Raw genomic sequence first — 19,295 nt, 5'->3', positions numbered from 1 at the left:
ATTTTTTATAGTCACCCTAGTGATGCTATGCAGAAAACAAGAAAATGTTAGTGTGTATTTAAGTTTTGAGTCTCATTATGAAGTTCTTCTGTATAAAGTGTGTTAAACTTACTTCGTAGCTGGTAAATCAAATATTGTTTTCTCTACTTCTGGATTTAGAATAAATTCTTTGAAATCCATACTTTGAAACTCGCTACTTTGAGCAAAAGGAAAGTATAGACCTCCTACTTCTTGATAATCACTAATAGACATTTTGAAAGTCTTTCCTTTCATCGGTCCATTTTTTATCTCTTCTTCTATTATAATAGGAACAAAATTCTCTGTATCGAAGTAGTAGTGTGATATATTAGGCTCTGATTGTCCATTCACTACTATAGGATCTTTAGTAACTTTTATTTTGAAAGTTTCAGTACCGTCTATTGTTTCTTTTCCTATTAGTTCTACAGCATATCCTTTTTCTTTATAATTAAGAAATGGAGAAGGCCAATCTTTGATTTGCTTCTTCATGTTTTCTGTAGTTTCACTATCACTTTTTTCGGCTTCCATGGTCATTTGATTTCTAGACCAAGAAATTTCACCATCATATGCGGCCCAGATCATTTTACTACCTTGAAGCTCTATGGTCGTAGATTGACGGCCGTCTTTCATCATGGTTTGCTCAAAAGGAATTTCCATCCCTTGCATTTTCATGATTCCTTTCATTGTTACACCTCCTAGTTTTTCCCAATTTTCTTTTCCTCCTGTATTCTCGAAGTAATTGGTAATGATTTCATCCGCAGTTTGTGCTTGGAAAGAGGTTGAGATAGCCAATACAATTGCGATTACTAGTGATTTTAAAGTATTCATTTTCTTTTTTTTTAAGATGTTGTTGTAAAGTTAGTCAATCGAATCTTATTTTTGTTACAGTTTTTATTCAACATTATTCTTTTAACTATGCAATTCGGTAAAGTAGAACATCCTGATGAAGTAAATTTTTACCTACCAAAGGATCACGATGGTACTACTGAGATTTTAAAAAAGACCTATTCTGATAAGGTATCCATATATGTTGGCTGCGCTAAATGGAATAAACAAGATCTCAAAGGTTTTTATCCGAAAGGAACAAAAGATGAACTTGCGTATTATTCAAAACAATTTAATTGTATTGAGCTTAATGCTACATTTTATAGAATATTTCCTGCTGAGCAATTTGAGAAATGGTATAATAAAACCCCAGAAGGATTTAAGTTTTTTCCTAAGTTAGTGCAAAATATATCTCACCTAAAAAGGTTGAATGATGATGTGCAGCCTTATGTAGATCAATATGTGTCTAATGTGTTGCATCTAAGAGAAAAATTAGGAACCATATTTTTACAGATGCACGGTAATTTTGGTCCGAAAAACTTTGATAGAGTCATTAAGTTTATTGAGAAATGGCCCAAAGAATTACGTTTGGCAATCGAGTTTAGACATACGGATTGGTTTAATGATGCTAACGTGTCTAAGGATTTGTATACTCTTTTAGAGGAGAATAACATAGCAAATATAATAACCGATACCGCCGGCAGAAGGGATTTGTTACATATGCGATTGACCAATAATGAAGCATTTATAAGGTATGTAGGTGCCAATCATGAAACGGATTACACAAGACTTGATGATTGGGTAGAAAGACTTGTACTTTGGACGCATCAAGGGATTCGTCATATTAACTTTTTTGTACATCAAAATATAGAGGTAGAGTCTCCACTACTATCTAAGTATTTTATTGATAAGCTGAATACTGAGCTGGGGGCTCAATTAAAAGTTCCTTCACATATAACAGATAGTCCAACGCTGTTTTAAATCCTATTTGGATATAGTTATTTATAGAAGCTGAATTAGGATGCCGCAAGTAGTCCTCTTTTTTAGAGTCATATGTAGTGAGTTTATTTAGAAACTGATGTGTAACAAATTGATTTTGGTCTGGTATTATGATTATAACGATAGGTTCTTTTCTTTTTTTGTTATAAATATTCTTAAATGATACTATTCTTACTTTGGCTTATAGTAATAATAGTAGTTTATTCTTTTTGATAGTTATATTTTTGTAGGTTATTACTTACTTTATTTTTTTAATATCGGATTAAGTGAGTTTTTTTATGTTAAAATTTGTTTTTTTTATTCTTTTTGTCGATTAAATGTGTATTTTGACGATGAATTTGAAAGTTAGGTTGTTTTAGGAAAGTTTGAGACCTAAAATGTGCCTTATTTGGATTAAAAAAGATAAATACTAATAATTTTTTAAAAAAAAATACATGCAAAAGTTCCCTAAATCCTTTGTTTTAATAGTGTTTTTATTAATTTTTAATTTTGTAAATTCTCAAAGTACTAGTTTTGATAGTGTAAACAATCTCGCACTTTATACTACCGCTTCTGAAGATATCGAAACATTCGAATTGTTTGTGAAGGAGGGCTTTTCTTACGATAACGACGAAATACATTTAAATGAGGATTATGTGCATCATAGTGATGCTGCTGCCCATAATCATGACCATAACCACGATGTTGTAATGTTAGATATCATTTCTTCTGACGAAGGAGCTGATTTTAATTGCTCAGGAGGGTTTTGTATGAACAAGTCTCATTATCATAAAAAAGGGCTGACATTAAAAAAGCAGTTCTTTGTTTATTTTATTAGAATCTCTTGCTAAATAACCAACCAAATAATTCTATTAACTCCTTTATTAACTAAAAATCTATGTAATTTTTGGATTAAGTTGAATGATAAAGTAGATATTCAGTTACTTTTGCAATTCAAATCCATAATGTATGACATTTTTAGAATTAGGAGTATCTAAGGATCTAAATAAAGGACTTTTAGAGATAGGGATTAAGAATCCGACAAAGATTCAAGAACAATCAATACCTATTCTTATGAGTCACGGTACTGATTTTATCGGTAAAGCTCAGACAGGAACCGGAAAAACAGCTGCTTTTGGTGTTCCAATACTATCCCAAATTGATGTATCAAAAAATCAAATACAAGCATTAATTCTTGCCCCAACTAGGGAATTGTGTCAACAAATAGCGAAACAACTTTTTAAATATACCAAGTATACTGAAAAAATATTCGTCGAATCAGTTTACGGGGGAGAGAAAATAGATATACAGATTGGTAGACTAAAAAGACCAACTCATATTGTTGTTGCAACTCCCGGAAGATTAATTGATCTAATTAATCGTGAGTCCGTAGATATTTCTAAAATAAATACCTTGGTCATGGATGAAGCTGATGAAATGCTAAGTATGGGGTTTAAGAAAGATCTTACTACCATTTTAGGAAAAACAAAAGGTCGTAGAAATATTTGGCTTTTTTCTGCTACGATTCCTTCAACTCTAAATGATATTATAAATTCATATTTAAGTAAAAACGCCGTTAAAGTAAGTGTTGATAAAAGGGATGCTGTGAATACTGGGATTGATCATCAATTTGTAGTAGGAGAAGAAATCTATAAATTAGACACGTTGACGTATTTTTTGAAAACTCAAAAAAAAGCAAGGGGAATTATATTTACTAGGACTAAGGTAGCAGCTCGAACGCTAAGTAAACAGCTTATTGCAAAGAACTATCAGGTTGGTTTATTAGAGGGAGAAATGACCCAAAAGGATAGGGATAAAGTAATGAGAGCTTTTAGAAAAGATACGTTACAGCTTTTGGTATCTACTGATGTTGCTGCTCGCGGAATTGATGTGGCTAATTTGGCTTTTGTGGTACATTATCAATTACCCGATCAAGTCGAATATTATACGCATAGAAGTGGGCGAACGGCCAGAGCTGGTAATACAGGTTTGTCACTTGCACTTATAACAAGATCAGAAGTTCAAGTTTTAAAAGCTATAGAGAAACAGTTAGGAATAAATTTCAAACAAATTAGATAATTTGTAGGATATTATTAGGATATCATATTGTTTGTTCTCTCTTTCCTAAAGAAGATTTGATATTGGCGATTACTGATAGAAGTTTGTCAAAGTTGACGGGTTTAGAAAAATAATTATCAAAACCAATATTGATAAAACGTTGTTTGTCCCCGGGCATAGCGTATGCCGTTACTGCAAATACGGGCAGCCCTTTTATGATATCTAATTGTTTAAACCTTTGTAATAATTCGCAACCGTCCATTTGGTTTAAACCAAGGTTTATATCTACAAGGATTAGATCGAGGCTATTATTTTTTACTAATTTGAGGGCTTTTAAGCCATTTTCTGCAATAATAACATTCGCATTGTTTTTGGATAACATTTTTTCCATCACCATTGCGTTAATTTTATTATCTTCTACGTAAAGAATATTCATAGGCATTTAGGTAAAATTATACTAAACACCGTACCTTTTCCGACTTCACTTTTTACTGTTATTGTACCACCCAATATTTCAATATATCTATTAGATAAGCTTAGTCCGATACCGGTGCCTTCATATTTCCGATTTAAACCAATACTTTCCTGCATAAATGGATCAAAAATTTTCTTTAAATTTTCACTATCTATACCAATTCCTGTATCAATAATTGAAATATAAGCATTATTTTCTAAATTTTCTGAATTTATCGTAATATTTATACTTCCTTGTTCTGTGTATTTGATAGCATTCTGAATGATATTGTTTATGGCGGTTCTAAAAAGATTTTGGTCTAAAGTTACCTTAGGACAAGTTTCATCGAGCTCTATGTTATACTTTAATTTCTTAGAATCAGCAAGATGCTTGTATTCTCTATAAGAGGATTCGACAGTATAATTGAGATCCAAATCTTGTAGGTGTAAATTGTTTTTTATAGCCTCAATCTCACTGTAATTTGATAAGCTATCAATAGTGTATAATAATCTGTCTTTACTTTCTTCGAGGTATTGTACTAGCTTATCTATTTCTTGAGGTCTTTTTTCATCTAATAATAGTTTGCTGACGGTCATAATTCCATTAAGCGGTGTTCTTATTTCGTGGCTAAAATTTGAAAGAATATTTGATTTTAGGACGTTAAGTTCTTGTTCTTTGATATATGCATCTTTAATAACCATTTCTGCAAGTTTTTGCTCTGTAATATCATGAAAACTTACTAGAACAGAATTGACTTTATTGTGCTTGTCAATAATAGGAGTATATTTTGATTCATACCATTGCGGTTTATTATCATACCCAATGCGCTCAATGTCTTTTTTAATTATATTTCCTTTGAGAGCCTCATTAAATTGATAAGCAAATGTGTTTTTGAAATTTAGCGGCATCACATCAATAAAGCGAGATGTTTTTTCTAAAGGGTCAACATTAAAGTCTCTTTTAATTACTTTTAAAGACCTGTCATCTGCCATTAGGATTTCTCCCTCGGGATTTAGTAAAATGATATAGTCAAACCCATTATTAACCATGGCTTGTAGCTTTGTTTTATTTATAGCTATTGTTCGTTCATTGATTTTTCTTTGATGAACATCGATCAGGTTTCCTATCATTCGTATGGTTTCTCCGGTTTTATTTTTTTTTCTAAAACCAAAAACCTCGTAATGACGGTATTCTCCTTTTAGGTGTTTCAATCGATAATGGTTATGATAGTAATTGCCCTCTTCAATTAAATTTTGATAATGCCTTTCTAGCGCCTTTTCTAGATCATCGGGATGTATCATTTTTCTAAATTCATCTTCGTGAACAAAATCCGTTTTCAAAGATAATCCCAGCATTTTCTTGAAATCTACACTATAGAAAACTTCTTTTTTCTGAATATTATAGTCAAATAAACCTGATTGAATTCCTTTTAAAGCGAGGTGCTTCGTCTCTTCACTATGTTTTAACCTTTCTATATAATTGTGTCTATCAGTAACATCTGCACAGGTACCATTTATGTATATGACCTCATCTTTGTAGATAACGGGCTCTCCCATTACTTTTACCCATTTCTTATTACCCTTATTAGTAGTTACTCTTCCTTTATATTCAAAAGAGGTTTTATCATTAATCAGTTTCTCAATTTTTTCTAAGGCTTCTTTACCTAAATCACTATCATAAAAGCTAGCCGCTTTTTCTAGGGTTAGGGGAGTGTTATAAGGTACTTCTTTGATGTCGTAGGTTCCCTTTGAGAAATACATATTATCATTTCGAGGGTTGTAATACCACCCTCCTGTTTTAGTTAATCGAGAAATGGTTGACAGAGCTCGGTGCTCTTTGTATTCTTCTGTTGCATCTAAGCCAGCGGCATATATTAAATCATTATGCAAGGTGAATTCAAATTTTAACGATAGTAAATCATCTTCCTCCCACGAAAAACGCACTGTATTGCTTACTACAGTATTTTTTTTTGACAGTTTTGATACAGATAAATTAAATATTGCGATGTCCTCGTCAATCATGACATCAGTTAAATATCTTTGGTCAATGTCTTTATTGTTTTTAGAAAATAAAAGTCTTCCTCTTTCATTGCATGATATTATTTTACCATCTATGTTAAGTATATAGAGATAGAGTAGAGTTTTTTCAGAAAAGATTTGAAATTGTTCTAAGGTAAAAGGCATCGTTACTAGTGAGTTAAATAAAGTTACTAATTAGTTATAATGTTTAAGAATGATATAGATGGTGTACAAAAAAATCACTCAGATATTCAAGTAATATATATAAAACTTGTTCTTATATAAAAACAGCATCAAGTAATAACATGCTAGAAAGATAGTAAATACGTAGTTCTTGTAAGGAAAAAGGGGCGTGAATTTGACTCTCATTAACTTAATTTATGATTTTTTTGATCCTTTGATTTTTTATAAGGAGTATGAGTTGAAGTTATTTCTATAGTAACGAAAAAGGGTTTTTGTTTTTATTAGAGTTTAATAATATGGATTAATATAAAAGGTTGATTACGTAATAATTATAATATGGGTGTACTAGATAGAGGGTTTTTAATTTATATTTAGTCTTAATAAATTTGTTTTTAGGAGATGTAAAAAATATATTTGCAGCTTATTTAAAAAAAGTCTAAATAAGGATAAGATGAAAAACACACTAACAAAATATTATTTACTCGGTGCTTTGGTTCTAGGGATTATTGCCTGTTCTGATGATGATTCTGATGATAATGGAGGTTTTACTGTCATTGAAAAATCAGCGGTAATTGAAACATATGCTGACTTAGTATTAACAAACTATCAGGATTCATATGATGCCGCAGATGCTATGAAAGAAGCCATTGATGCTTTTGTTGCTGAGCCTACTTCAGAGAATTTTGAAGCAGCAAAAACAGCTTGGAAAACAGCTCGTGAACCATACGGACAAACAGAAGCTTTTAGATTTGCAAGTGGTCCGATTGATGATGAGGATGGTCCAGAAGGTTTACTAAATGCGTGGCCACTAGATGAAAACTATGTCGATTATGTAGTAGATGCTGATGGTGTTACAGTTTTAGAAACAGGTATTATAAACAATCCAGAAGATTTCCCTACAATTACTAAGGAGGTATTAGAAGGGCTTAACGAGGTTGGGAGTGAATCTAATATTAGTGTAGGATATCATGCAATAGAGTTTTTGTTGTGGGGTCAGGATACGACAGACGAAGAAGATAAATTACCGGGGCAAAGACCTTATACGGATTTTGTTGATGGAGATGAAGGTACCGCAACTAATCAAGATAGAAGAAGAGATTATTTGGCGGCTTGTGCTGATTTGTTATTAGATCATTTGCAGTTAATGTTAGATGAGTGGAGTGCCAATGGTACATATAGACCTATTTTTTTGGGATTGGATGAAGATGTTGCACTCGCAAATATGTTAACTGGTATTTCTACACTTTCAAAATCAGAATTAGCAGGAGAACGTGTTTTTGTAGCGTATGATAATCAAGATCAGGAGGATGAGCATTCTTGTTTTAGTGATAATACTCATAGAGATTTAAGATTAAACCTAGCGGGTATTGCTAATGTGTATAGAGGAAGTTACAGTACTGTTAGTGGTAGTTCATTAGAAGATCTAATTGTTCAGGAAAACCCAACATTAGGAGCAGAGATTACTGCAAAATTAGTGGCAGCAGAAGCAGCAGTAGAGGCAACAGCTACACCTTTTGATTTTGCTATTTCTGACGAAACAGAAAGGCCATTGGTTTTTGCAGCCATTACTGCTTTACAAACGTTTGGTGATGCTCTTGTAGAAGGAGCAGACGAGCTGGGACTTGAAATATCAGCCGAATTACCAGAATAAGTTTTTTCTGGGCATAAAAAATATATTTTCTAAAATCAGAACCTTTTTTTAAGGTTCTGATTTTATTATTTAATAAAAATGAAGCTAGATACCTTGTTAATTAAATATATGGTGGTCGCGGTTATGGGTGTATTCATAGTCAGCTGTGAGAGTGATGATACAGAATATACTCTTTTGACTCCCGAAGATGGAGAAGCATTCTCGGGAGGCGAAACGACAGTTTTTGATATTTCGCAAAATGCATTTGGTTTTCAGGCGCCTAATCTGGATACTGAAAATGGTTTGTTTTTTTTTACCGGAAACTCCCTTTTTAACCAAAATTGGGTGACAGCCCCTGCATCTACAACTGCTAGAGATGGATTAGGTCCTTTGTTTAATGCACGTTCCTGTTCTGGTTGTCATTTTAAAGACGGTAGAGGTAGGGCACCAATTACAGATGGAGAATTATCATCGGGCCTACTCTTTAGATTAAGTATTCCTGGTACTGATGAGTTTGGGGCTAATCTTCCAGATCCTAACTATGGAGGGCAACTACAAGATGATTCTATTTTAGGGTTAGATACAGAAGGACATGTGACTATTGACTATGAACAGGTTGTCGTTACGTACCCCGATGGAAATAGTGTTACTTTACAAAAACCACTATATACTTTTGAAAATCTAAGCTATGGTTCGCTTGCTGCTTCAATACAGATTTCACCAAGAGTTGCTAATCAGATGATTGGCCTAGGATTGTTAGATGCAATACCCGAAGCTACGTTGTTAGGCTTTGCTGATATATCAGACAGTAATGGCGACGGTATCTCAGGAAAACCTAATTATGTATACGATGTCGAAACTCAATCTTTAAAACTAGGTCGCTTCGGTTGGAAAAGTAATCAACCTACTCTAAAGCAACAGGTGGCAGGAGCTTTTTTGGGAGATATGGGAATTACAAGTTCTTTATTTCTTGAAGAGAACTGTCCCCCAACAATTGATTGCAATACAATTAGCAATGGTGGTTCTCCTGAGATCTCTGACGAAAATCTAGATAAAGTAGCCTTATATAGCGCCACTTTGGGGGTTCCGGGAAGAAGGAATCATGAAGATCAAAGTATTTTACAGGGTAAAGAATTATTCGAACAAGTTAATTGTATCGCATGTCATATCCCCAAAATGGAAACAGGTTCTTATCATATAGAGGCTTTAGAAAACCAAACTATTCGTCCATATACGGATTTATTGCTTCACGATATGGGTGAGGGGTTGGCTGATAATACCCCTGATTTTGAAGCTACGGGCAAAGAATGGCGTACGGCACCACTTTGGGGAATTGGACTTATTGAAACCGTAAATGGCCATACCAATTTATTACATGATGGTAGGGCCCGTAATATAGAAGAGGCAATTCTTTGGCATGATGGAGAAGCGGCAAGCTCTAAAACAGCTTTTATGAATCTTATTGTCGAAGACAGAACCAAATTAATTGATTTTATTAAATCCTTATAGATGAATGCAACGTTTAAAATACTATTTGTAAGCTTTTTTGTTTTTGTATGTCACATTGGGTGTAAAGAAGATGATTCGGATACAGCTCCTCAGATAGAAAGCACAAAAGAATTACAACTGATTAATATGTATGATAATGAGATTAGTGTGCTCGTTGATGATTTTGTAAAGCAGACTGAAGCGTTACAGATGTCAATACTCACTTTTCAGAGTAGTACGACCACAACAAATTTGGAATCGGCAAAAACACAATGGAAAAACATGCAATCAGTCTGGAAACAACTAGAACTTTATGATTTGGGGACTGTCGCCGCAAGCTTTATTTCTTTCGAGATTAATCGCTGGCCTACCGATCCAACAAGAATTGAAGAAGAGATATTGGGAAGTGATACTATAAATGAGGCTTATGTAGCATCTTTGGGGTCATCTTCTAAGGGAATTGCAGGTATCGAATACCTTCTTTTTTCTGAACAACAAGATATTGCTAGTACACTCGAATTATTTACAACAGAAACGAATGCTCAAAGAAGAGTAGAATACCTAGTTTCCGTAAGCAAAAATCTTACAACAAAATCTTATGAACTCGACACACTTTGGAGTGAGAATAGAGAAGAGTTTATAGTGGCTCTTGAGAATGGAATTAGCGGAAGTCAAAATCAAGTGATTAATGCTATGATTGCACTTACCGAGGAAATTATAATTTCTAAGTTAGGTGACCCTTTAGGAGATTCGAACGATGGAATTCTAGATGCCTCAAAATTTGAAGGGTTTTCTAGTGAGTTTTCAAAAGAAATAATACAACAACACTTGATATCATTGAGGAGATGTTTTACAGGAGAATTTACCGACGCATCTAATCAAATTGGATTTGATGATTTTCTTCTTCTTTTTAATAGTAGTGAATTAGTTGATAAAATAAGTATGCAGTTTTCTATATGTCAGGATCAACTTGATAATATTCAGGGGTCTTTAGAAGATACTCTTATTTCTAATCCAGATAATGTGATTTTACTCAAAGATTCATTTAGAGATTTATTAGTGCTACTTAAAGTAGATATGGCCAATATACTTGGTGCGATAATTACATTTAATGATAATGATGGTGATTAATAAGATTCAATAGAATAGGTAATTATAAGTCCTATTTTCTTGAAATGTGTTAGTCAAATAAGCTCAATTTCAACATAAAGAATACTGGGGTAGTAGCTCTTGTCTTTTTTTGTAGGAAAAAACATGTTTTTTTGAATATTTGTGATTTAAACCTTGCTTTTTTTATGAAAAACGTAATGATTTAAGTGATTGAATTAAAGTGTTTTATGTGTTTTTTTGAGGAAAAACCATAATGATTAAATGGCATTAAAGTTGTTAACTGTTAAAATTTGCTTTTAAACCAATTTTAATGCATTTCGTCGTGTTTTTTGTTTTTTTATTTCTTACGTTTGCCGAAATAATAGTGTTCATCATTTACTAGTAACTTGATAAGTTCTAGAATTTGTTACCCCTAAGAAAAAATTAAAAATTATTATGAAAACGTACACAAAATTAAAGTCATCTATCTTAATTATTCTCTTCATTAGTATTGCTGTTCCTTCTATAAAAGCACAGCCTGGTAAGAAGTATGGGATTTTAAGTTATAATACGGCAATAAATGTATCAGGAAAGCAACGGATGCTAACCCAAAAAATGACAAAAGCATATTTATATTTGATTAATAATCCTACAGATATGCAAGCAAAAAAAGACTTACTTACTAGTAAGATTATGTTTGAGAAAAAAAATTCTATTCTTTTGGATAATACCAAAAACAAAAACACAAAAGCGAGTATTGAAAAGGTACATAAATTGTGGGGTGATTTTAAAAAAATAATTGAAGAAACTCCTAGTTTTGATGGGGCTACCAAAATAATGGAAACCAATACTGATTTATTAAAGGCTGCCAATTCGGTTGTTCTAGCTATTATAGCAGAGTCGAAAGATGCAATTATGAACAATGCCGAAGGAGATGAGGATTTTGATGAAGAATTAGCGAATTCTAGATTAGAGCTAAAGAAGATAATAAATATATCAGGAAGACAGCGCATGCTTTCTCAGAGATTGGCGGGATATTATTATGCCAACCAAAGTGCTTTAAAGGATAAAAATTTAAAAGCCGTTCTTAATCAAGTGTTCAATGAACTTGACGGAGCAATTAATTTATTTGTGGTGTCTGATTTTAATACTACTGAAATCGATGAGAAATTAGGCTCAGCAGTAGTACAATGGGAGTATTTTAAAGCGAATTCTAAAAAGCTTTTTGGTCAAGGTTTTGATGATACAGATATCTACAAAAGGTCTAACAAATTGACCAAGATCTTTGATGATATTACAGGGCTCTATGAAAAAGTCGATCTTTAATTTTTTAGCTTAAATAATTCGAACGACATTTTTTTGAATAAGAAGGGGGACTATATAGGTCCCTTTTTTATTGATAAATAATCATTAATCTTTGAGTAGAATTTTATGTATCAGACTCTCTTCTTTAGGTTAGAGGTATCGTAATTGGTCTTATAAACATGATAACATGTAATAAATACATCAAACTAGAAAATTCTTTTTTAGTGTATAATATGATTATGCTATAAATTAGGATCAAGTTATGTAAGGTGATGCAGCAAAATTAAGCTGCGTTATCTTTAGCTTTTGATAGACTTTTTGCCCAAGAAATTGCATCAGCTAAATTATCAAAGCCTTTTACTTTATTTCGCATAAAGATTTTTTCTAAAATTATATTGAGAAACCCTCTTTTTGTGTAACTCACAATTGCATATCCTTTTAGACTGTATTGATATTTATAAAAATTAATCCAGTCACTAGGTATCACAGAATAATTATGAACTCGATTTGTAATGTAAACGATATCATTTCCATTTTGATCATAGAGGTTACTAAATTCTTTTGAAAGTATTTTGCCATGATTCTCCCATGTAAAAATAACATCTTCATTAACTTCACCTATAATAAAACTATCAAACAAGTAGTAATTACCAAAATCAAAATTCATTTCTTGTATGGCTTCTTTATAGAATGGGGAATTCTTTACAAACTGCATGGTCAATTTAAGTATATATTCAAAAGATAAATATACTTTATTTTTGATAAAAAAACAGATTAAATGTTATTAAAACACGATTAAAGGGTGGTTTGTTTTTTATTTTGCTGAAATTTTATCAAATTTTAACTTTTATTTGTTTCTATTAAAAATGCATTTTTAATAGAGTTTTTTGGCATTGCATATTTATGTTTGGTAACCGAAAATCGTTCTATTAATTTCAATATTCTTCTTATAATTTATTGAATAGATAGATATATTGGTTGTAAAGTTTTGAAGGTTTGAGGTATAAAGAATTGTCTGTAACTCTACAGCATGCTTAATTAACGTACTTCTGTTCTTAGTAATAGTAAGAGGTTCTTACTTAAATAATAAGAATTTAATTGTTTTTTATGTTTTTTAATACCGCTGTAAACCAATTAGAATAGTAACTTTGTCATTCTTTTAGAAAATGAGGTTGTGATTGACGATATAATTATTGCTATTTTATGGAGCATTTCTCCTTTTGGAGAAGCCAAGGTGGGCATTCCTTATGGTATGCTTAAGGGAGTAAATGTTTATTTGGTATTTGTAGTCTGCTTTTTGGCTAATGTGCTTGTTTTTCCTTTGATGATGTTTTTTCTCGTCAAAATAAATGGTTATTTATTAAAATGGCACCTTTATAAAAAAGCGGCAATATACGTTGCCCGAAAGGCAAAAATAGGATCCGGAGATAAAATAGAGAAGTACGGTTTTTGGGGACTTCTTCTTTTTGTAATGATCCCATTACCCGGCACAGGTGTATATGCCGGTAGTATTGCTACATATCTTTTTAAAATCAAAAAGAGAAAAGGTTTTTTAGCTAATACTATAGGAATATTCTTGTCTTCTCTGATAGTATGGATAACTACCTTGCTTACTATGAAAGGCATAAACTAATATGTTGTTTACCTTTTTGGTAAAACAGGCATTTGGATATAACTATTTTAGTTTTTAGTATTAAAAAAAAGTTCTTAAAAAAATCTGAACATTAATACTCTTTTTTGTCTTCTTTTTCAGACCATTTTTTAAAAGGAATTAAGGCAATTTTATGCCCCAATTGTTCAAACGGAATACTACGTTTATCATAAGGTAAGGGGATTTCTTTATAGATGAATTCATCATCAAAACCAATATTTGCAGCATCTTGTTGAGTACTCCCGTAATATACTTTGTCAGGACGAGACCAGTAGATAGCACCTAAGCACATTGGGCATGGTTCACAAGACGTATAGATTTCACATCCGTCTAATTGAAAAGAGTTTAAGTTTTTGCAAGCATCTCTAATAGCAGTTACCTCTGCATGAGCAGTGGGGTCATTCGAGGAGGTAACTTTATTATTACCACGACCAATTATTTTTCCGTCTTTTACAATTACACAACCAAAAGGCCCTCCTTCATTACTGTTCATTCCTTTTAAAGCTTGGTTTATGGCTTCCTGCATGAATTTCTCTTTTTCCATATATTTTGAGTTTATTTTATTTCTGATTCTAATCGTTTAATGCTTCACATCAAAAGGATGTAGTAATTTTAAAAGCCTAGCAATATAAGTTTTTTATTCATAAAGTATAAGAAAGATGACAAGTCTGTAAAAACTATTGAATGCTGTACCTCAAATAGTAGATATCCCCCATATATGCAGTAACATGTTTATTAGGTGTTTACTATTCATTTTACTTTTACGATGACGTATTTATTATATTTTTTATCTTCACAAATCAAAGTTTTGATTAATAACTAAATAATGAAGTTTATAAAGTAAATGGAGATCAGTAGAGAGTTGTTGTTTTTTATAAGCGCCATAGGGGCTTTTAATGGACTTGTTATTGGTTTGTATTTTGTTTTTTTTGGTAAGCCCAAACATCGTTCTCATGCTTTTTTAGGGGGGCTTCTTCTTGCATTAAGCGTGCGAATTGGTAAATCAGTTTTTTATTATTTTAATGCTGATTTGGCCAGTTTTTATATTCAATTTGGACTTTTTGCATGCTGGTTTATAGGCCCTTTTCTTTTTTTTTACATTAAATATGCTACTACTGATAAAGAGGTAAAAAGAAAAGAATGGATACTACATCTAATAATCGTGATGGCCTTGGGGTGTACTTTGTTTCTAATGTTTCCAAGAGAAAAATATATAGATTTATGGTTTAATGTATTTATTTATATTATTTATTATCAATGGTTAATCTATTTATTTGCAGCCGGAATATTATTGTTCAAGGCGTTTAAGATTTTTAAAAAAGAAGGAAGAAAAAAAAGAAATTTCGAACTTTGGATTTTAAGTATCTATGTTGGTAATGTTATCATTTGGATCGTATTTAATACAGCAAGTTATACTTCATATATTTTGGGAGCTATTTCTTTTTCATTTATATTTTACCTCCTTATTTTGTTACTACTTTTTTCAAAAGAACGTAGTAAATTATTATTAAAAGATCCTCCCAAATATGGGGGTAAAAAAATCCCTCAAAGCGAAGCTAATAGGTTAATTGCACTACTTGAATCATTAATGTTTAAGGAAAAATTATATCGAGATTCTAATATAACACTGTCCGAAGTTGCTAAAAAACTTAATATATTACCCAACAAATTATCACAGTTGCTAAATGAAAAATTAGGAAAAAGCTTTCCGAGTTTTTTAAATTATTACCGTATCGAAGAAGCCAAAGAATTAATAAAGTCTAATAAAGTGTTCTCTTTAGAGTCTATAGGGTATGATTGTGGATTTAGTTCTAAGTCTGCTTTTTATAGCGCTTTTAGAAAGCAAACAGGTACGACTCCTTCTAAATACAAAGAAAAATCATAGCCATTTTTAGTATTGATATATAAATCGGTACTCCTAAATTATTTTTTACGAATGTTTTTCTGATCTGTCGAGCTATCCTTGCTAGACGTGGATACGAGGAGAGGGCTTTTTGAGCAAAAAAAACCTTCTCACGTTCAGGAAAAATACATAGAATTCCTTTTTCTTTTTTTAGTTCTGTAGGTCCTCTGTTTGCTACAAGTGGATTACAATAAAATAGAAGAATGAGTAATAAAAAATAGTCATCAATATCAATCAAGTTTAGGATAATTAAAAACGAACCCTTATGAGAAATTTTTATATTCAATATATAGTACTTGTCTGTCTATTTGTAGGTATGTCTATTAATCTAAATGCTCAGAAAAGTGATTTTTCGAAGCTTTCTGACATACAAGAAAAGGAAATATATAGCATCTTTTCGATTCTTGATAGTGTGCACAAACCTGGGGCTGCGGTTGCAATCATTAGCAAAGGCGAACTAGTTTATAAAAAGGGATTCGGAATGGCAAATTTAGAGTACCAAATACCCATTACTCCTCAGACTAAGTTTCAAATAGCAGCAATGTCAAGACATTTTACGGCTTTCGCAATTTTGATGCTAGAAGAAGAAGGTGTAATAAATTTAACTGATGACATCAAAAAATTTATTCCAGAACTAATTGAATACGATAAGAAAATAACAATAGAGCATCTTTTATCTCAATCCGATGGCCTTTGCGGGTACATACCGCTAAAGGAGTTAGGAGGCTGGGATACTACCGTTTTTAATCAAAAGCACGCAATTCAACTTTTATCTAAGCAAAAAAAACTTGGTTTTGACCCAGGAAGTGATTTTGCATATACGGATACTAGTATGTTACTTCTGGCTGAGGTGATTGCCAGAGCATCAGATATGTCTTTTGCTAAATTCATGAAAGAACGTCTTTTTGAACCCCTTAAGATGAATAATACCTTGATACGAGAGGATTTTGGACAAATAATTTCTGATGCGGCTATTTCTTACGAAGTAAATGAAAATGGTGGTTACAAAAAATCAACTATGTTCCTTAGTACTATAGGAGCAACAAATATGTTTTCGACCGTAGAAGACCTTGTGAAATGGGAGTTACATTTAAAAAAACCAGTTCTAGTATCCCAAAAAGTAATTACTAGGTTGCACTCTTTTATTAAGTTAAAAAATGGAAAGGAGTATAATGTACCTTGGGGTAAACTAACATATGGCCAACAGTATGTTCATAAGGAAAGAGGCATTAACACGGCATATCTTGGTGGTTCTATGGCTGGACATGCGAGCTCTATTTTTAAGTTCGATGAGCAAGACTTTATAGTAATTGTACTTAGCAATACAGGAGAGACTTATACGGGATATTATGGTATGCAATCTGCATATTCTTTTCTTAAAGATAAATTTACCGAACCTATCACGGTTGATTTCACAAAAATCCCGACAAAAAAGCTTACAGTCAAAGAATTAAATCGATATACTGGTTCTTACTGGGATGAAAAATATGGTCTCTCTAGAAAAATAGAAGTGAAAAACGATACCTTACGGTATATACGAACCAATGGATATGAGTCTTCATTAATTCCTTTAGGAAACGATAATTTTCAGATGAAGGTAACTGGTGATGATAAGATCTATGTGTCTTTTGAAGTAAAGAACACTACAGATAAGAAAATGACCTTTACCATCGGTGAAGCAGATCCTTTTTTGATGGAGTATTATGTGCCGTCAAAATATACAGATAAAGAATATAATCAATTTGTTGGGGCGTATTATTGCGAAATGCTAGATGTTGTATACCATGTTGATATTGAAGATAATAAATTGGTTTTTGATAATGTAAGATCCGGAAAAACAATTTTTAGTCATATTAAAGAAAATACATTTTCAGGCAATCACGAGTTTTTGAGTAATATCCAAATCATTAAAGATACTAGCGGTAGAATAACTGGTTTTTTTGTGAAATATGAGACATTACATGATTTATGGTTTAAAAAAATTGTCGAATAATTGGTCTACAATTTCCCTGATAATCGATAGCTGTTCCCATTTGTCTTACCCAATTGTGTGTTTGATTATACACACCTGTGGAAGATTTCTACACTTTTTGATTCATGATAAAAATGTAAAACACTGTTAATCAGTGTTTTTTTTAATGGTATCAATCTTGTTTTGTTTTAAAGAAAAAATTAAGGGACATCTATGAATCAATTAACATCTTTCGAATCTTCAGAAACACCAAAATCAAGAAGCAACTCTCTTGATCAGATACAACAGTTTTTTTCTAGTTCATCATCTTTGATCTTGATAGCAACATTTTTGTTGATGTTTGGTGGTGGCTCGTTGTTTTATTTTCTTCAATCTTATTTTGAACAAATTTACCTAGAGAGAATGAATACGCCTTGGGGAATTGCTCTTATGGTTATAGGCATGTCTTTGTTGGCAATAAAAGTTAGTTTTTTGGTATTTATATTATTTCTGTATTTGAAATATAAAGTTGTTGATACAGTATCAGATGATCAATTACCATTGTGTACAGTTATTGTACCCGCTTATAACGAAGGAGAATTGGTTTATAAGACCTTGATCAGCCTTGTTGCAAGTGATTATCCGAAAGAAAAATTACAAATTATTTCTATAGATGATGGTAGTCAAGATGATACTTGGCAATGGATGTTGAAGGCTAAAGAAGAGTTAGGTAACCGTGTTTCTATCTATCAACAACCGAAGAATAAAGGTAAAAGACATGCATTATATCGTGGATTTAATATGGCGATGGGAGAAGTGTTGATTACGGTCGATAGTGATTCTGTTGTTAAAAAAGATACATTACGCTTAATGGCTAGCCCTTTTGTAGTCAATGAAGACTGTGGTGCTGTGGCAGGAAATGTACGTGTGTTAAACGCAGACAAGGCCCTGATTCCTCGCATGTTAAATGTAAGTTTTGCCTTTAGTTTTGAGTTTATACGGTCTGCACAAAGTAGATTAGGATCCGTATTATGTACTCCTGGGGCTTTATCTGCATATAGAAGAACAGCAGTTTTTAATTGTCTTGAAGATTGGATTAGTCAAACATTTATGGGTGAAGTGTCGAAAATTGGTGAAGATAGAGCAATGACTAATATGATCTTAAAGCAAGGGTTTAAAGTATTGTTTCAACGAAATGCGTACGTTTTTACAAATATCCCAGAACGTTATAAAAATTTATACAAGATGTTTATTCGTTGGGAAAGGAGTAATGTAAGAGAGAATATTGCGATGAGTAGGTTTGCGTTTAGAGACTTTAGAAAGGGAGCCAAAAGTGGAACAAGAATATTACTTCTTAATCAATGGCTTAAAATGACAATGGCATATCCCGGAGTACTTTTAATGTTGTTTTTTGTTTTTACATATCCCATATTATTTTTTAGTTCTACGCTTGTAAGCATTCTCGTTTTTTCGAGTATACAGGCATTGTTTTATGCAAAAAAACATAGTGTTTCAGAGGCTTTTTGGGCGTATCCATATAGTATATTTTATGCGTTTACCCTGTTTTGGATTACTCCATATGCTATTGCCACAGCTAGTAGAAGTAGTTGGTTAACTCGTGATTTATCTCAGAAAGAGGTAAAAGAAGAGTTAAAGGAAGATCAACAACAAGTTGCTGTGGTCTCATAGGCTGTAGCGAGGATGTATGCATAAGTATTATTGGTAATTAATATAGATCATGTTC

16 protein-coding genes are annotated in these 19,295 nt (G+C 32.2%); 11 read left to right on the top strand and 5 right to left on the bottom strand.

Annotation, left to right across the window (positions count from 1 at the left end; translation table 11 throughout):
* Window positions 1–108: 108 nt before the first annotated feature.
* Entirely contained in the window at window positions 109–846 is a 738-nt protein-coding gene (locus DZ60_RS0107255; RefSeq protein ID WP_025741428.1) for a LolA-like protein, read from the bottom strand.
* 87 nt (window positions 847–933) lie between these two features.
* Here DZ60_RS0107255 and DZ60_RS0107250 point away from each other — a divergent pair, with 87 nt between their 5' ends.
* From DZ60_RS0107250 to DZ60_RS0107240, 3 genes are all read left to right on the top strand, one after another.
* Window positions 934–1,824 carry a DUF72 domain-containing protein gene (locus DZ60_RS0107250; RefSeq protein WP_025741427.1) on the top strand — a complete coding sequence of 297 codons (891 nt, stop codon included), beginning with the start codon at window positions 934–936 and terminating at the stop codon, window positions 1,822–1,824.
* A 452-nt stretch (window positions 1,825–2,276) separates the two neighbouring features.
* On the top strand, window positions 2,277–2,672 hold the full coding sequence (locus DZ60_RS0107245; RefSeq protein ID WP_025741426.1) for a hypothetical protein: 396 nt from the start codon (window positions 2,277–2,279) through the stop codon (window positions 2,670–2,672).
* A 118-nt stretch (window positions 2,673–2,790) separates the two neighbouring features.
* Window positions 2,791–3,900 carry a DEAD/DEAH box helicase gene (locus tag DZ60_RS0107240; protein ID WP_025741425.1) on the top strand — a complete coding sequence of 370 codons (1,110 nt, stop codon included), beginning with the start codon at window positions 2,791–2,793 and terminating at the stop codon, window positions 3,898–3,900.
* Between the two features lie 22 nt (window positions 3,901–3,922).
* Here the strand turns inward: DZ60_RS0107240 and DZ60_RS22665 are convergent, their stop codons facing one another.
* Together DZ60_RS22665 and DZ60_RS0107230 are read right to left on the bottom strand one after the other, a co-directional pair.
* Entirely contained in the window at window positions 3,923–4,315 is a 393-nt protein-coding gene (locus DZ60_RS22665; protein WP_025741424.1) for a response regulator, read from the bottom strand.
* The gene (locus tag DZ60_RS0107230) at window positions 4,312–6,516 is read right to left on the bottom strand and encodes a PAS domain-containing sensor histidine kinase (protein ID WP_025741423.1); all 2,205 of its coding nucleotides are present in this window, start codon (window positions 6,514–6,516) and stop codon (window positions 4,312–4,314) included. Before DZ60_RS0107230 ends, DZ60_RS22665 begins: the two co-directional genes overlap by 4 nt.
* Before the next feature lie 469 nt (window positions 6,517–6,985).
* Here DZ60_RS0107230 and DZ60_RS0107225 point away from each other — a divergent pair, with 469 nt between their 5' ends.
* The 4 genes from DZ60_RS0107225 (at window position 6,986) to DZ60_RS0107210 (ending at window position 12,067) form a co-directional block, all read left to right on the top strand.
* A complete protein-coding gene (locus DZ60_RS0107225) occupies window positions 6,986–8,185 on the top strand; it encodes an imelysin family protein (RefSeq protein ID WP_025741422.1) in 1,200 nt (399 codons plus the stop codon).
* Between the two features lie 78 nt (window positions 8,186–8,263).
* Window positions 8,264–9,673 (top strand): di-heme oxidoreductase family protein, encoded by a 1,410-nt coding sequence (locus tag DZ60_RS0107220; protein ID WP_152537388.1) that lies wholly within the window; start codon window positions 8,264–8,266, stop codon window positions 9,671–9,673.
* Window positions 9,674–10,783, top strand: coding sequence for an imelysin family protein (locus DZ60_RS0107215; RefSeq protein ID WP_025741420.1), 1,110 nt, complete (start codon window positions 9,674–9,676; stop codon window positions 10,781–10,783). It abuts the gene before it with no gap.
* 414 nt (window positions 10,784–11,197) lie between these two features.
* On the top strand, window positions 11,198–12,067 hold the full coding sequence (locus tag DZ60_RS0107210) for a type IV pili methyl-accepting chemotaxis transducer N-terminal domain-containing protein (RefSeq protein WP_025741419.1): 870 nt from the start codon (window positions 11,198–11,200) through the stop codon (window positions 12,065–12,067).
* A 262-nt stretch (window positions 12,068–12,329) separates the two neighbouring features.
* On the opposite strand, the gene DZ60_RS0107205 is transcribed toward DZ60_RS0107210, so the two are convergent.
* A complete protein-coding gene (locus DZ60_RS0107205; protein WP_025741418.1) occupies window positions 12,330–12,761 on the bottom strand; it encodes a hypothetical protein in 432 nt (143 codons plus the stop codon).
* Between the two features lie 459 nt (window positions 12,762–13,220).
* On the opposite strand from DZ60_RS0107205, the gene DZ60_RS0107200 reads away from it, so the two are divergent.
* On the top strand, window positions 13,221–13,679 hold the full coding sequence (locus DZ60_RS0107200) for a COG2426 family protein (RefSeq protein WP_025741417.1): 459 nt from the start codon (window positions 13,221–13,223) through the stop codon (window positions 13,677–13,679).
* Window positions 13,680–13,770: 91 nt separating this feature from the next.
* Here DZ60_RS0107200 and DZ60_RS0107195 read toward each other — a convergent pair whose 3' ends face one another.
* Window positions 13,771–14,241 carry a nucleoside deaminase gene (locus DZ60_RS0107195; protein ID WP_025741416.1) on the bottom strand — a complete coding sequence of 157 codons (471 nt, stop codon included), beginning with the start codon at window positions 14,239–14,241 and terminating at the stop codon, window positions 13,771–13,773.
* A gap of 300 nt (window positions 14,242–14,541) precedes the next feature.
* Here DZ60_RS0107195 and DZ60_RS0107190 point away from each other — a divergent pair, with 300 nt between their 5' ends.
* The 3 genes from DZ60_RS0107190 (at window position 14,542) to DZ60_RS0107175 (ending at window position 19,240) form a co-directional block, all read left to right on the top strand.
* Window positions 14,542–15,582 (top strand): helix-turn-helix domain-containing protein, encoded by a 1,041-nt coding sequence (locus tag DZ60_RS0107190; protein WP_025741415.1) that lies wholly within the window; start codon window positions 14,542–14,544, stop codon window positions 15,580–15,582.
* A gap of 283 nt (window positions 15,583–15,865) precedes the next feature.
* A complete protein-coding gene (locus tag DZ60_RS0107180) occupies window positions 15,866–17,593 on the top strand; it encodes a serine hydrolase domain-containing protein (RefSeq protein WP_025741413.1) in 1,728 nt (575 codons plus the stop codon).
* 192 nt (window positions 17,594–17,785) lie between these two features.
* Window positions 17,786–19,240 (top strand): glycosyltransferase, encoded by a 1,455-nt coding sequence (locus DZ60_RS0107175; protein ID WP_025741412.1) that lies wholly within the window; start codon window positions 17,786–17,788, stop codon window positions 19,238–19,240.
* Window positions 19,241–19,295: the final 55 nt, after the last annotated feature.

It is taken from the genome of Aquimarina pacifica, from assembly GCF_000520955.1.
GTDB lineage: Bacteria > Bacteroidota > Bacteroidia > Flavobacteriales > Flavobacteriaceae > Aquimarina > Aquimarina pacifica.
Note: the sequence above shows the minus strand (reverse complement) of the source record. Positions and strands in the feature narration are given on the sequence as shown.

What these genes read in the sequence shown, in the direction of transcription:
- DZ60_RS0107210 (WP_025741419.1), top strand. Translation starts at nt 11,198, where the DNA reads ATGAAAACGTACACAAAATTAAAGTCATCTATCTTAATTATTCTCTTC.
- DZ60_RS0107230 (WP_025741423.1), bottom strand. Translation starts at nt 6,516, where the DNA reads ATGCCTTTTACCTTAGAACAATTTCAAATCTTTTCTGAAAAAACTCTA.
- DZ60_RS0107190 (WP_025741415.1), top strand. Translation starts at nt 14,542, where the DNA reads ATGGAGATCAGTAGAGAGTTGTTGTTTTTTATAAGCGCCATAGGGGCT.
- DZ60_RS0107250 (WP_025741427.1), top strand. Translation starts at nt 934, where the DNA reads ATGCAATTCGGTAAAGTAGAACATCCTGATGAAGTAAATTTTTACCTA.
- DZ60_RS22665 (WP_025741424.1), bottom strand. Translation starts at nt 4,315, where the DNA reads ATGAATATTCTTTACGTAGAAGATAATAAAATTAACGCAATGGTGATG.
- DZ60_RS0107240 (WP_025741425.1), top strand. Translation starts at nt 2,791, where the DNA reads ATGACATTTTTAGAATTAGGAGTATCTAAGGATCTAAATAAAGGACTT.
- DZ60_RS0107220 (WP_152537388.1), top strand. Translation starts at nt 8,264, where the DNA reads ATGAAGCTAGATACCTTGTTAATTAAATATATGGTGGTCGCGGTTATG.
- DZ60_RS0107195 (WP_025741416.1), bottom strand. Translation starts at nt 14,241, where the DNA reads ATGGAAAAAGAGAAATTCATGCAGGAAGCCATAAACCAAGCTTTAAAA.
- DZ60_RS0107245 (WP_025741426.1), top strand. Translation starts at nt 2,277, where the DNA reads ATGCAAAAGTTCCCTAAATCCTTTGTTTTAATAGTGTTTTTATTAATT.
- DZ60_RS0107215 (WP_025741420.1), top strand. Translation starts at nt 9,674, where the DNA reads ATGAATGCAACGTTTAAAATACTATTTGTAAGCTTTTTTGTTTTTGTA.
- DZ60_RS0107175 (WP_025741412.1), top strand. Translation starts at nt 17,786, where the DNA reads ATGAATCAATTAACATCTTTCGAATCTTCAGAAACACCAAAATCAAGA.
- DZ60_RS0107180 (WP_025741413.1), top strand. Translation starts at nt 15,866, where the DNA reads ATGAGAAATTTTTATATTCAATATATAGTACTTGTCTGTCTATTTGTA.
- DZ60_RS0107255 (WP_025741428.1), bottom strand. Translation starts at nt 846, where the DNA reads ATGAATACTTTAAAATCACTAGTAATCGCAATTGTATTGGCTATCTCA.
- DZ60_RS0107225 (WP_025741422.1), top strand. Translation starts at nt 6,986, where the DNA reads ATGAAAAACACACTAACAAAATATTATTTACTCGGTGCTTTGGTTCTA.
- DZ60_RS0107205 (WP_025741418.1), bottom strand. Translation starts at nt 12,761, where the DNA reads ATGCAGTTTGTAAAGAATTCCCCATTCTATAAAGAAGCCATACAAGAA.